A 14,713-nucleotide genomic window follows, 5' to 3' on the forward strand; every position below is an offset into this window, starting at 1 on the left:
CGATGTCTAAAGTAATCGCTCTCCTGATCGTCGCCGCTCTCGCCGTCGCACCAAGCGACTTGCATGCGGCGGTTCGATTGAAGGACGTCGCTCGCGTGAAAGGGCAAGAAACGAACTCGCTGCAAGGCCTGGGATTGGTCATCGGCCTCAAAGGCACCGGCGACGGAGGTAAGTATCTCCCGACGATTCGCAGCCTTGCGACCGTGATGCAATACATGCGCAGCCCGTTGCTGGAAGGGCCCGGCGAGTTGCGCGATGCGTCGAACGTGGCGCTGGTAATGGTCACGGCGACGGTTCCCGCCGGTGGGGCACGGCAAGGAGACCAACTCGATTGCCAAGTCAGCTCGATCGGTGCGGCGAAGAGCTTGGTCGGGGGCCGGCTGTTCCTCGCCGCGTTGCAAGGGCCCGACATCGATAGCCCGCGAATTTACGCCTTTGCGGAAGGGTTGATTCATATCGACGATCCGCAAGTCCCGACGGTCGGTCGGATCCGCGACGGCTGCCGTTTGGAAGAAGACTTCTTCAATCCGTTCATCGATCACGACCGGATGACGCTCGTGCTCGATCGGAACCATGCCGACTTCGAAGTGGCGCAAGAAGTAGCCGAAGTCATCAATAGCCAATTGAGCATCCAATCGGGCGAGCCGACCCCGGCGAAAGCGTTGAACTCGCAGAACATCGTCGTCAACGTGCCGGCGCAGTATCGAGACGACTATGTCTTGTTCGTGAGTCAGATCATGAGCCTAACGATGTCGGAGCCTGCTACCGAAGCGCGAGTCGTGATCAACGAACGGGCGGGAAGCATCGTGATCGGAGCCGACGTCGAGATCGGCGCGGTCGTCGTGAGCCATAAGAACATCGTGATCGAAACGGAAAACAACTTGCCGAACGATCGTTTCATTCCGATCGATCCGGCCGGGACGCAAACGACGAAGCTCCGCTCGCTCGTCGCGGCTTTGCAAGCGGTCAAGGTGCCGAACGCGGACATCATCGAGATCATCAAAGGACTCGATCGCAACGGCAAGCTGCATGGGCGGTTGATCGTCGAGTAGGGACTTATACGAACCGGTTTGGTCGTTACTTAGTATTCGTTCGAGTTGAAAAAGGAATATCGCATGTCGTCCGCCATCAGCGCTCTCGGGGGCAAAGCTTCGACGTTCGACGCCATCGCGGGAAAGAACGATGTGACGCGGCTTAACGCAAAGGCTTCGACCGCCGATAAGTCGGAGTTGCGTACGGCGTTCGATTCGTTCGTCGGCGAAGTGTTCTTCGGCCAGATGATGGAGAGCATGCGGAAGACGGTCGGCAAGCCGGCGTATATGCACGGCGGTCGCGGGGAAGAAGTCTTCACGAAGCAACTGGATCAAATGTTTTCCGAGCAGATGAGCAAAGCCTCGGCCTCGCAATTCACCGGCCCGATGTTCGATTTGTTTTCGCTGAATCGTAGTTAGTAGAACTCGTCCGCTGGTTCGAATTCCGCCGCTCGAAAGTAGTTTCGCTTCGCAAATAAGGACGTTTGCCGCATGTCGCTCGATACCTCGTGGGAAGCGGAATTGGCTGAGTATCTGAACGAGCTCTCCGTTGCGCAAGACGAACTGCTGGGTGTATTGAACCGTAAGCTGGCCTTGCTCGGCGCTGCCGACACGGCGGGCCTGCAAGCACTCGGCGAGGTCGAGCTCGCGCTCAGCGCGCGATTGAACGCGTGCTATCAACGTCGCAGCGAAATGCTCGGTCGAGCAGGAGCGCAAGGTCTTCCGTCGGACAGCTTGCGGTCGTTGACGGGATCGTTGCAAGGCAAGCAACGCCGGCAACTCATCTCCGAGGTTTCGCAAGCCGAAGAGAAGTCGCGTCTATTACAACATCAAAGCCTTACGAATTGGGTAGTAACGCAACGCGCGCTCTTACATCTCTCACATTTGTTAGAGATTATCGCGACCGGCGGCCGGTTACGTCCGACATATGGAAAGGAGGAGCCGGCGGCGGTAAGTGGTGCGTTGTTAAATCGCGCCGTTTAGGAAACGCTTACGGTTCTTCGTCAGGCGAGGGACCGCTTGAGGATGCTGCGAGATCGACGGTGCGCTGCGCCGTTTGATTTCGTTCGGCATTGCGGTCGGCTCGCCGGCACCATTCATGGGTGACGAGACCGATGTCGCTATTCAGCAGCTTACAACTGGCGAGCAATGCGCTTCAGGCGCAGTCGATCGGCCTACAGGTCGTCGGCCAGAATATCGCCAACGTCAACACGCCCGGCTATAGCCGCGCGGAGTTGAATCTTACTCCTGCGGCCACGCAGCGAGTCGGCCGGCTGTTGCTCGGGCTCGGGGTCGATGTCGAGTCGATCAAGCAACGGATCGACGAGCATCTGAACGAGCGCCTCCGATCGGCCTCGGCCGATCGCGTCGGCGGTGATGTGCAACAGCAGGCGTATTCGCAACTCGAAGGAATCATCAACGAACTGTCGGACACCGATCTCAGCACGTCGATGAACGCGTTTTTCGGCGCGATCTCGCAGGTGCTGAGTCAGCCGGCTTCGGTTTCCGTACGAAATCTCGCGGTGTTGCAGGGGCAGACGCTCGCCGGCGATATCAATCGCTTGGCCTCGCGCGCCACGGAAGTGCGCGACGATTTGAACGATCAAGTGATCGAGTTGGCGCCCGACGTGAACCGGCTGCTGACCCGCATCGCGGACTTCAACGTGAAGATCGCGACCGCGGAAGGAGGGGGCTCGCTCGGGAGCGATGCCGTCGGTTTGCGCGATCAGCGTAGCCAGGCTTTGGAGCAACTCTCGCAACTCATCGACGTGCAGACTCAGGAACAACCGAGTGGCGCGATCAACGTGTTCGCCGGCGGCGACTTTCTCGTCTTCGAAGGGGTCCATCGCCAAGTCAAAGTCGAGAATACCCAAGAAAACGGACTCAACGTCGCCAAGCTCTTGATCACGGAAACCGATTCGCCGATCCAATCGGCATCGGGCAAGTTGGCCGGCTTGGTCGACGCTCGCGACAACATCATCGGGGGCTTTCTCGGCAAATTAAACGACTTCACGAAGTCGTTGGCGTTCGAGTTCAACAAGGTGTTCTCGTCGGGGCAAGGGCTCAGCGGCTACAGCCAAGTTACCGCCGACCAACCGGTCTTGAACAAAGACGTAGCGCTCGACGCGGCGGGGTTGGCGTATCGACCGGTCAGCGGCTCGTTCAACGTGCTCGTGCATGACAAGCAGACGAACCTGACGCACACGACGCGTATCAACATCGACCTCAACGGACTCGACGACGACGACACCACGCTGACGAAACTCGCGGTCCAACTGAACGGCGTCGACGGTATCGCGGCATCGATCGATGCGAACGGGAAGCTAATCTTGAAGAGCCAGTCTCCCACGTCGGATTTCTCGTTCGGCGACGACACTTCCGGCGTCTTAGCGGCGCTTGGAATCAATACGTTCTTCACCGGCACGAGTGCCGCTACGCTCGGCATCAATGCCGTGGTGAAAAGCGATCCGTCGAAGTTCGCGGCCAGCCGTTCGGGCATCGACGGCGACACGGCAAACGCCGTCGATTTGGCGAACTTCAGCGATCGACTGCTCGATTCGGCCAATGGCCGGTCGATCTCGCAATACTACGAACAGCTCGTCGGTGACGTGACGCAAGGCTCCGCGGTCGCGAAATCGGTGGCGACCGGGTTTCAGACGTTCGAAGACACGTTGCGCGGACAGCAGCTGGCCGTGAGCGGTGTGAATATCGACGAAGAGACGATCTCGATGCTCGGTTATCAGCGTGCTTATCAAGCCTCGGCTCGCTTCATCAAAACTATCGACGACCTGTTGAACCTGCTCAGCAACTTATAGCAATACCCGAACGCTCGAACCGGACCACGCTCGTCACGCTACGCACTAGTTAGATCAAGCCATGTGTGCCATCAGTTCCACACCCACCTCGCGACTCAGTAACGCGTACATCTCTGCGCAGATCTTAGCGCAGATCCAGACGAATCAGGCGAACCTGTTCACGGTTCAGCAGCAGTTGGCGAGCGGTCGTCGGGTGTTGGCGCCGAGCGACGATGCGCAAGCCGCTGCCCGCGCGATCACGCTGCAAAGCTTGTTGGAGCGCAAAGACACGGTTTCGTCGAGCCTGAGCACGAATCAATCGTATCTGAGCGCGTCGGACGATGCGCTCGGCAGCGTTGCCGATATGTTGAGCGAGTTGCGTGCCACGGCTCTGTCGGTAACGGGCAATAACGTCAGCTCGCAGGAACGACAAGCCGCGCTCGCCGAGGTCGATCAAGCGGTCAGCCGGCTATTGGTTACGGCCAACCAGACGTTTCGCGATCGTTATTTATTCGCAGGTTCTCAGGCATTATCGGCGCCCTTTCAGCGAACCACGAACGGCATCGCGTACGTCGGCAACGATAATAGCTTGTCGGCCCTCTCCGACATCAATCAGCTTTTTTCCACGAACGTGACGGGAAATCAAGCTTTCGGGGCGTTTTCGCAAGCCGTGCTCGGCATCGCCGATCTAAACCCCGTGGTCACGCGAGATACGCGGCTCGTCGATCTCAATGGCGGCGCCGGAGTGAGAACCGGAAGCATCAAAGTTTCCGACGGCACGAAGACCAGCGTCGTCAACATCGCCGGCGCGGCGACGTTGGGAGACGTGGCTCGCTTGCTCGAATCGAATCCTCCTCCCGGCCGAACCCTGACGGCACGCGTCACGAACGAAGGGTTGCAAATTACGTTGAGCGGCGGCAACCTGACCATCGATGAAGTCGGCGGCGGTACGACCGCGGTTTCGTTAGGGATCAAACGCACGCTGGGGACGGGGGCAGGTCCGTTCGTCGGGGCTGATTTGAGCCCGCGCCTTTCTCTCGTTACGCCGGTTCGCGATATCTTGGGCACTCGCGCCCAAGGGTATGTGACGGCGACCGGCGCGAACAACGATCTGCTCATCGAAGCCAATCGGTCGGGTGCCGACTTCAACGGCGTGAAGGTCAAATACGTCGACGACAATTGGTTCCAGGCCGATCCGGGAATCACCTCCGGTAACGAGTTCGCGCAGTATCTGACGACGCCGACGAACGCTTCCGCGGTGCTCAAGTTCCCCGGCCGGCCGGGGGTCGATAACGGAATTCAACTGACGGCAGTGACGGCCGGAACCGCATACAACGGCGTTGCCGCGTCGGTGCAGGTTCGTGCGATCGATGGTCTCGGCACGCAAACGACTTACGATGCGAACGCGAAGACTTATGTGATCTCGGTGGAAACGGGAACGACGGTCGGGGCGGCGTTGTCGGCGATTAACACCGGCGGCGGCCCCTTCACGGCGACGACCACTTCCTACGGCAGCGGTTCGTATGTGTTGACCGCGGCCGACACCGGCGGCGCGGGAAACACCTACGCGACGGCAAGCGATGCCTCGACTTTGGTCGTGCATATCCAAGCGGGCAAAACGACGGCGAATCAAGCCGCCGCTGCAATCAACGCCGAGGGAACGTTCAGCGCGAAATCCGATCCGAGCGAAGCAGGAAACGGCAAGGGAACGTTGCTCGACTCCTATAGCGATACCACGGCCGTGGCGACGATGAGCGGCGGCTCCGGTGAGAATCTCGACTTACAGCACGGCTTGCAGATCGTGAACGGCGGGCAAACCTTCACGATCGATCTGAGCAATGCGACGACCGTCGAAGATGTGCTGAACGCCGTCAACGGTTCCGGCGCGCAAGTCTTGGCTTCGTTGAATGCGACCGGAACCGGAATCGATATCCGTTCGCGTCTGAGCGGCTCGAAGTTCTCGATCGGTGAGAACGGCGGCACCCTGGCGACGCAACTCGGCGTTCGTACCTCGACCACTTCGACGGCGCTCAACTCCTTGAACAACGGCAAAGGGGTCGATGTCGCCACGGTCGGAGACGACTTCGCGATCTCCAGCCGCGATGGCACGACCTACAACGTCAACCTGACGAACGGAAATGCGGCCGCGGGGCGGGTCGCAGGAGTCGGTGCGAATAGTGCGTTGCTGTTTAGTCGCGTGGCGCCGGGTCTGAGCGGAAATCAATTCAGCGTCCAGATCGTCGACAGCGGCACGGGCGGCGGCAACACCGTCTCACTCGTCGGGAACACGTTGCGGTACGATGTCGATCTCGCGGCCGGCTTCACGGCCCAACAAGCGAGCGACTTGCTGTCGCAAAACGCGACTTTGAGCGCCCAGTTCGCCGTCCGTCTCGACAAATCGAGCGACAATACGAACGACGGGAGCGGGAACCTTGCCGCTACGGGCGTCGTGGCGTTCGACGGTGGGAAAGACGTGGCACGCACGATCGGCGACGTGCTCGATCTGATCAACAACAACGCCGCCAATCGGGCGAGCAGTGCGCCGGTCGTGGCAAAATTGGCCGACTTCGGCAATGGGATCTCGCTCTTAAACGACGGGCCGTTGGGATCAGCGACCTTTTCGATCACCCGGCTCGGCACCAGCTCCGCCGCGCAAGATCTCGGGCTGATCCCCAATAGCGACACGACGAACAGCTCGGCGGTGGTCGGCACTCCGGCATCGATCGCGATCGCGTCGGCCGGCTCGAACAACAATCTGATTATTTCGTCGGCCCAAAGCGGGGCGTCGCTCAACGGCGTAACTGTGCGGTTTGCGGACGACGGCGTGAGCGGCAACAATTCCGCGAGCTACAACGCCTCGACGCGCGTCCTCACGCTCGACGTCGACCCCGCGACGACGACGGCGCAAGACATCGTCGATCTGTTGGCCGGCGACCCACGCTTCCGCGCTTCGCTTGCCCCGACGGACGGAGGCGTGACCAACAACGGCTCCGGCACGCTGGGAACCTTGCCCGCCGATGCGATTCTGGCGGGGGGAACCGCGGACGTTCTCACGGGCATCGATAGCAACTTGCAACAGGTCGACGGCGTGTTTACGTCGCTGATGCAATTGCGCGCTGCGATCCAAAGCGGCAACCTCGATCAGTTGCAGAGTGCGATCGGCGTGCTGGATGCTTCGGCCGATAAACTTGGGTATTCGCGTGCCGATCTCGGAGCGCGGATGAAAGCGATCGATGCTCTGCAGAGCCGCGTTTCGCTCGAGAGCATCTCGCTGAAGAGCGCGGTCTCGACGGAAATCGAAGTCGACGTCGTCGGCGCGATTTCGGAAATGGCGACGCGACAAGCGGCGTACGAAGCTTCGTTGCGGGTCTCGGCGGCGATGACCAAGTCGACATTATTGGATTTTCTTTAGGCCTTTCGCTTAAGTAGTCGGGTGCGATCGAGTCGGCCTGCGAAGTGGTTGTAATGACTCGACCAATCGCACCGGTATTCCTATCGAAAGAGTTCGCAGCCGGCCGAAACAAGACAAGGTAGCGAGGTACGGCGCTTCGATTTCGCCCGTCATTCGCCGTCGTTGTGGAGGATCTCGAGATGATGCAAATTCGCACGACCCGATTCGGCACTCTGACGGTGGAACCGGAAGATATTCTGACGTTTCGGACCGGCTTCGTCGGACTGGAAGATTGCCGGCAATGGATTCTCTTGGCCGATGCTTCGAACGAGGCGCTCGGCTGGTTGCAATGCACGACGCGCTCGGAGACCGCCTTGGCGGTCGTGAGCCCGCGTCGATTCGTACCCGACTACCGATTTCGGACGTTTCGCAGCGAAATGGCCTCGATCGATCTGGTCAACATGGAAGAGTCGCAGGTGTTGGTGACGGTCTCGCGGCATGACGGAAGCTTGACGTTGAACTTGAAGGCACCGATCGTGATCAATGTGCGCACGCGCCATGGTCGCCAGGTCGTGGCGAACGACGATCATCCGTTGCAATACCTACTGCCCGCAGCGCCGTCGCTTTTGAAGAAGAGTGCATAATCGCTCATTCTTTCTCCCCCCTTAACTAAAGACGATTGTTCTGCCGAACACGACCTGTGAGCTACGCTTGCGTCGCCGGCAAGTTCTGCCGCTCGACGAAGCCGTAAAGTTTAATGGGTTGATGTCCCAGGAAGGAGCCGACGATGCTTGTGCTTTCGAGACAACGCGACGAGAGCATCATCATCGGTGATAACATCGTTATCACGATCGTCGATATACGTGGAGATAAGGTACGGCTTGGTATCAACGCGCCGACCGAGATCACCGTGCATCGGCAAGAGGTCTACGAGGCGATCCAACGCGAAAACCTTCGCGCCAGTCGTCTTGAGCCCAAGGATGCCCGCAACGTCGGTCGAACCGACGTAAAATAGCGCCGCCTCGGCGTTACCGATCGTGAATGAAGAGGGACGCGCAAGCGTTTTGCCTGTTCTCGTCTTTGGCTGCGCGCTACTTTGATCATCGCGCAGGTCGATGTAGTTATTCTTCGGCTCGGCGACATGTCTTTGCTTGTCGCACTCTCACGAGCCGCGTGGCCGTGGCTTGCGGGCGACCGATCCAGTAGTTAGCGATCGAGTTGCTACTCGGCAGCCGATCCGACTCGTCTTGGCGGTTCACGAGTATTTAACCAAGCACGCTACTGTGCGAAGCGGGTTCGGCTCCTCTCTCGTCGGCCTCGGATGCGTGCCGGCAAAATGCAAATTGCCGTGGGTTTACTGCTGTTTAGCGTGCGCATGCACCGCGGTTCGTTCCTCGACGGCTCCTAAGCGTTCACGATTATTCCGGCTGTATCGCTTAGGCCAGATCGAGCAGAAAAAGAAAATTACTCCGTGCTAAATCACGACCTATGGTATCAGTGACATGCAAGTCCCGGCAGCGTTTCGGCGGCAACAGGCCGCGAAAATCGCTCCCCGCGGACAAGCGATGATACAGAAGTGTGAGTCGCGGCCTTGAGAGGTCGAGGACGCGACAAAAATAGCAAGTCGAATGGGCGCTCTCCCCGCATCCGGATCGGCTTGAAGTAAAAAAACCGAGTCTCTTTTATTTTAGGGGTGTCCGGCATGACGCGCATTAACACGAATCTCAGTTCGCTCACAGCGCAGCACAGTTTGCAGCGTGCGAACGACTCGTTGGGGACGGCGTTGACGCGTCTCTCCACGGGCTTACGAATCAACAGCGGTAAGATGCTGCGTTGGGCGAAGTGAGCTCGCTGCTCTCCGACGTCCGTACGCTCGTGCAATCGTCGGCGAATAAGGGTGCGGTCTCCGCAGCCGAAATCGCGGCGAATCAAGTTCAAGTCGATAACGCTCTCGACGCGATCACTCGTATCTCGCAGACCACGGTCTTCGCCGGGCAGAAACTGCTCAACGGCTCGAAGAGCTTCTCGGTCTCGGGTAGCTTGGGCTCGTTCAACAGCCCGACCGACATCACGATCAACTCGTTCGATCCATCGCTCCACACCGCGAGCGCCGCGAACGACGTTGCCTTGAACGTCACGCAAGAAGCCACGAAGAAATCGGTCAGCTTCAAGGGCACCGACTTCAACACCGGCGCCGCAGGCAGCTTGCTCGACCTCTCGGTCGGCACCTCGACCCGCACGACGACCACGGTCGTCACGAACGACTTCGATCTCTCGACCGCGACGAGCAGCTTGAACTCGCTGTCGACCGGTTCGACGAAGTTCAGCCGCGTGATCGAAGGTGGGGCGACCGGCTTTGCCGATTTGAACGGCACCAGTGCGAACACCATTACGTTCGACGTCACGGGCAACCTCGGCACGCAATCCATCTCGGTCAACGTCGCTGACGCTAAGGCCGACACGTCGGTCTTGACCACGGCGATCAACGCCGTCGCGTCCCAAACGGGTGTCATCGCGTCGGGCTCCGGTGCCGGTGGCGATCTCACCTTGACGACGAGTCGTGTCGGTACGACTTCGACGATTGCCACTTTGAATGCCACCGCCGGAAGCTACGCCGGTACGATCTCGACCGCTTCGATCGAGGGCTCGGGCTTCACGGCCATCGCCGCCGCCGCCGCCGAAACGATTACCTTCGATATCACGGGTAACCTCGGTACTCACTCGATTTCGGTCTCGGCCGCCGCTTTGAAGGCCAATAGCACTGCCTTGCAGACGGCGATCAACGCATGGACCGGTTCGACCGGCGTGACTGCCTCTACGGCCGGCGGTGCGGGTGCCGACATCAGCTTAACCAACAGCGCCGTCGGTAACACGGCGATCGCGATCTCCAACGTCGGCGGTACTGCGGTTGCGGGCGATCAAACGATCTTCAGCACCGGTGTCTCGACCGGTACCAACACGGCCGGCACGAACACCGACGTCGCGGAATTCAACGCCGCGATCAGCGGTTCGACGGCCAGCGCCGCCGGTAGCAACGGTGCGTTGAGCACGAAGACCACCGTGTTCACGATCACCGGCAACAAGGGCAGCGCGACGGTTTCGACCGCCGCTCTCTCCGCCGGTGGCCTCACCGGTAACGACGTGATCATCAACAACAACTTCACCGGCAATGCGGGCATCACCGCCTTCGCCGACTTGATCAACACCCGTACCGATAGCACGGGCGTCGTGGCGACGGTCAGCAACACCGGTAACTTGGTGCTCACGTCGCAAGGGATCGGCAGCACTTCGACCGCCGGCCTTTCGGTTGCGGCCTCGGGTGCCGATCAAACGTTGCTCAACAACGCCGGCACCAAGTCGACGGTCACCGGTCAAGACGGCACGTCGAACACGACGACGCTCGAACTCATCGGCGACCTCGGTCGTGCGGTGATCACGTTCAACAACGATGCCGTCATCAACGATTCGACGGCCTTGAAGAACGCGATCAACAGCGTGAGCACGCAAACCGGGCTCACCGCGACCGGCTCCGGTTTCGGTGCCGACGTGAAACTGAGTGCTTCCAAGTTCGGTAGTGCCGGTGTCGTGACGATCAACGCCTTGGCTGCGTCGAACTCGTCCGATATCTCGCTGCTCAACAATGCGGCATCGCGTACCGTCGTCGCCGGGAAGGACGCCGCGGGTACGATCTCGACCTCGGCTTCGACCGGTTCCTTCACCGCGATCGGCGAAAAGATCAGCTATACCGACAGCTCGATCAGCCTCGACGCTCAAGTCGATCCGACGCTCACCCCGTCGGTCACCGCGACGACGACGTTGAAGTTTGCCGCGACCGGCTCGGGTGGTTTGGGCAACTTGACCGGCACCGGAACCGACACCATCAGCTTCACGCTGACCGGCGTCGTCAACGGTTCGCAAGTTACGACCTCGATCACCGGCGTCAACGCTGCCGCCCTCAAGGGCGACAGCCGCGTCTTGGTCGACCTCATCAACAAGAGCAGCACGACTTCGGGTGTAACCGCCACGACGACGGGAGCGACCGGAGACATCGTGTTGAGTTCGACGACCGCCGGCAGCAGCGGGGCCGTGAGCATCATCGCTTCGGCTGCGACGCAAGCCGCCGACGTGACCGCGTTCAACAACTCGGGAACCTACACGGCGACCGTCGCCGGTGCGAACCCGAACGTGTCGAACAGCTTCGATGTGACCGGTGGTGCCTTGTTCCAAATCGGCCCTTCCGTCAACTACGCGAACCAAGTGAATATCAACATCACTTCGCTCGACCTAGAGACGCTCGGACGGGATTACACGACGACGGGGAACAAGGGCCTGTCGTCCTTGCGAACCGGCGGAACCGATTCGCTCGACAAGGCCGATCTGTCCGACGCCGCTTCGCTCGTCGAACAAGCGATCAGCCAAGTCGCTACGCTCCGCGGTAAGCTCGGTGCGGTGCAGAAGAACGCGATCGACAGCAACATCCGCAGCTTGCAAACGTCGCTCGAACAAGTGACGTCGGCTCAGAGCAGCATCCGCGATGCGGACTTCGCTCAAGAAACCGCCGCTCTCACGCGGTCGCAGATTTTGGTTCAAGCCGGTACTAATGTGCTGGCTCTGTCGAACCAAGCTCCGCAAAGCGTGTTGTCGCTGCTCGGACGTTAAGCCTCGTCGTAACCCGACGTTTTATACTGCGGCAGGCGAGGGATTCGTTCCTCGCCTGCCGTTTTTTTGTTCCCGTAGGTCCGAACCGTCGATAAGTAAGGAAGAGTCGCCGCAGACTAACGGCGTGCTAGCATTGCACGGCCGGTTCGTATGCGTGTGATCGCGGTCGAGAAGCAGCCGGTGACGTTGCTGACCAGCGATCTTACGAACCGCAAAAGTCAGCAGGCCGCTTATACCGGAATCTCGGCGAGCCTGGTTTCGCTCTCGTTGTCGGTAGCTCAGTTCGGCAAGGCGAGCGTGCTGAATTCGCGCGTCGCGTCGAGCTCCAACTCGGCGGCGCTCCAAGCCACCGCGACCTCGGCGGCGGTCGTCGGCTCATATAGCTTTCGGCCCGTGAGGCTTGCTCAGAGCCAGCGGTTCACTTCGGCCGGTTACAGCGACGCCACGACCGCTGCGGTCGGCGCCGGGACGATCTCGGTCAAGCGCGGCGGCTTCGTCGATACGGACGTCTCCCTCGATGCGCTCAACGGCGGGGCGGGAGTCGCACGCGGAAAGATCCGCATTATCGATCGGAGCGGAATCGCCGCGGTCGTCGATCTGAGCGCCACGCAATCGATCGGCGACGTCGTGCGGGCGATCAACGAAAACGGCGTGGCCGCCGTCACCGCTTCATTGCAAGGCGATTCCTTGGTCATCACCGACCAATCGGGCCAAACGACGGCGAACCTCACGATCCAAGAAATCGGCGGCGGCAAGACCGCGACCGATCTCGGAATCGCCGGTTCGTTCAATGCTTCGCAAAAAATCGGCAGCGACATCGTCAAGCTCGGGCCCGATACGAAGCTTTCGACGCTCAACGACGGGCTCGGGGTTCGACGTAGCGGCAGCCAAGATGATTTTCGCATCGCGTTGAAAGACGGCACGACCGTCGACGTCAACATTTCGACGACCAAGACCATTCAAGATGTGCTGACCGCGATCAACGGCGACAGCGAAAACTCCGGCAAAGTGACCGCTGCGATCAGCGCCGACGGCGACAAGCTCGTGCTGACGGACAACACCGGCGGTGGGGGTACGCTGTCGGTAAGCGAACGAAACGGCAGCAAGGCCGCGCGCGATCTCGGAATCCTCGGCACGGAACAAGCCGGCGGCGTGCTTACGGGAACCCGCACGCTCGCCGGTCTCGGCTCCGTGCTCGTCAAGAATCTCAACGGCGGCCAGGGGGTTGCGACTCCCGGCTCGATTCAGCTCACCGATCGTAGCGGAGCGACGGCGACCGTCGCTCTCTCGACGGCCCAGAGCCTGAGCGAAGTCGTTACGGCGATCAACGGCGCAGGCCTAGGAATCAAAGCCGCGATCAATACCCAAGGGCACGGCCTCACGATCTCCGACACGACCGGCTTGTCGGCATCCAACCTAATCATCGCCGATGTCGGAGGGGGAACCTCCGCGACCGATCTACATATCGCGGGCGACGTCGCACTGGCGAGTATAAAGACCGGCGATCTCCATGCCGCCTACATCAACGACAACACGGCGCTGTCCGGTCTTAACGGCGGCGCGGGAATTTCCGCCGGCCAGTTTAAGATCACGGACAAGTCCGGCACTTCGACGGTCCTCAATATCTCGGGAACCTCGTATAAGACGATCGGCGACGTGATCCTCGGCATCAATGCCGGGGCCGCGGATGTGACGGCGTCGTTGAACGCAACCGGCGACGGAATCCTCTTGACCGACAATTCCGTCGGCAGCGGATCGCTGAGCGTTACCGATTTGCTGGGCGGCAAGACCGCGGCCGACTTGCATCTGCGCGGAACCGGGACCCCCACGATCGACGGCGCGTTCGTCGACAAGATCACGATCGATGCCGACGACACCCTCAACGACGTCGTGCAAAAGATCGGTGCGGGAAGCGCGCCGATCTCAGCCTCCGTCTTCAATACGGGGGGATCCGAAGGTTACAAACTCCTCGTCGGTACGAAGCAGGGGGGAGCGGCCGGACGGGTCGTCATCGACTCCGGAACGACGGGGCTCAACCTCACGCAGTCGCAAAGCGGGCTCGACGCCGTGTTGCAATTGAGCGGCAACGGTTCTTCGCCGGTCGTGTTTTCGTCGTCGTCGAACACGTTTACCTCGGTCGTCGCCGGGGTGTCGATCGACATCACGGCCGCTTCGGCCTCGAACGTTACGGTCAACGTTACGGAGAACGGCGACTCGCTCGTGGCCGCGATCAACAACTTCGTGACCGGCTACAACTCGATCTCGAGCAATCTTAAAGACCAGACCAGCTTCGATTCGGAGACGACCACGGCCGGCTTGCTCCAAGGAGATCAGGTCGCCGTCGGCTTGCGTTCGATGCTGCAAGATCTCGCGGGCCGGCGCTACGGCGGCGGCTCCATCAACAATTTGACGCAAATCGGCCTCAAGCTTACCGGGGGGCAGCTCACGTTCGACGAATCCGTGTTGCGTGCCAAGCTGGCATCCGACCCTGACGGCGTGAAAGACTTTTTCGGCTCGACGGATACCGGTGTAGCCGCCGCCGTCGGCAAGTCGATCAAGAGCTACGTCGACGCAGCGAACGGAATTCTGTTCCATAAGATCGATGCACTCGATGCGCAGCAAACCTCGCTCCAGTCGCGGATCGACGATTTGAACGTGCTCATCGAGAGCAAACGAACTCGCTTAGCGAATCAGTTTCTCTTGTTGGAAAAGACTCTGGCGACGTTGAAGTCGCAACAAAACTCCTTGGCGAGTCTCACGAGTTCCAGTAGCTCCAGCAACTCCAGTTCTTCGAGTTCCAGCTCGTAACGTCTCGATTTCGATATTTCCCTTTCGAC

General features: G+C 60.1%; 8 protein-coding genes and 1 pseudogene. All 9 read left to right on the top strand.

Annotated features, from left to right (window positions below; translation table 11 throughout):
- Positions 1-2: 2 nt before the first annotated feature.
- The 9 genes and pseudogenes from K8U03_17300 (at position 3) to fliD (ending at position 14,684) form a co-directional block, all read left to right on the top strand.
- Positions 3-1,052 carry a flagellar basal body P-ring protein FlgI gene (locus K8U03_17300; protein MCE9606649.1) on the top strand — a complete coding sequence of 350 codons (1,050 nt, stop codon included), beginning with the start codon at positions 3-5 and terminating at the stop codon, positions 1,050-1,052.
- A gap of 63 nt (positions 1,053-1,115) precedes the next feature.
- Positions 1,116-1,451: a rod-binding protein gene (locus tag K8U03_17305; GenBank protein MCE9606650.1), complete on the top strand. Its 336-nt coding sequence runs from the start codon at positions 1,116-1,118 to the stop codon at positions 1,449-1,451.
- A 72-nt stretch (positions 1,452-1,523) separates the two neighbouring features.
- Entirely contained in the window at positions 1,524-2,015 is a 492-nt protein-coding gene (locus tag K8U03_17310; GenBank protein ID MCE9606651.1) for a flagellar protein FlgN, read from the top strand.
- Between the two features lie 131 nt (positions 2,016-2,146).
- Positions 2,147-3,847, top strand: coding sequence for a flagellar hook-associated protein FlgK (gene flgK, locus K8U03_17315; protein ID MCE9606652.1), 1,701 nt, complete (start codon positions 2,147-2,149; stop codon positions 3,845-3,847).
- Between the two features lie 61 nt (positions 3,848-3,908).
- Entirely contained in the window at positions 3,909-7,238 is a 3,330-nt protein-coding gene (locus tag K8U03_17320) for a hypothetical protein (protein MCE9606653.1), read from the top strand.
- A gap of 182 nt (positions 7,239-7,420) precedes the next feature.
- Positions 7,421-7,861: a flagellar assembly protein FliW gene (fliW, locus tag K8U03_17325; protein MCE9606654.1), complete on the top strand. Its 441-nt coding sequence runs from the start codon at positions 7,421-7,423 to the stop codon at positions 7,859-7,861.
- 143 nt (positions 7,862-8,004) lie between these two features.
- A complete protein-coding gene (csrA, locus tag K8U03_17330) occupies positions 8,005-8,232 on the top strand; it encodes a carbon storage regulator CsrA (GenBank protein MCE9606655.1) in 228 nt (75 codons plus the stop codon).
- 687 nt (positions 8,233-8,919) lie between these two features.
- Positions 8,920-9,293 (top strand): annotated as a pseudogene (locus K8U03_17335) (flagellin).
- A gap of 2,733 nt (positions 9,294-12,026) precedes the next feature.
- The gene (fliD, locus tag K8U03_17340) at positions 12,027-14,684 is read left to right on the top strand and encodes a flagellar filament capping protein FliD (protein MCE9606656.1); all 2,658 of its coding nucleotides are present in this window, start codon (positions 12,027-12,029) and stop codon (positions 14,682-14,684) included.
- Positions 14,685-14,713: the final 29 nt, after the last annotated feature.

Source organism: Planctomycetia bacterium (assembly GCA_021413845.1).
In the GTDB taxonomy this organism is placed as follows: Bacteria; Planctomycetota; Planctomycetia; order Pirellulales; family PNKZ01; genus PNKZ01.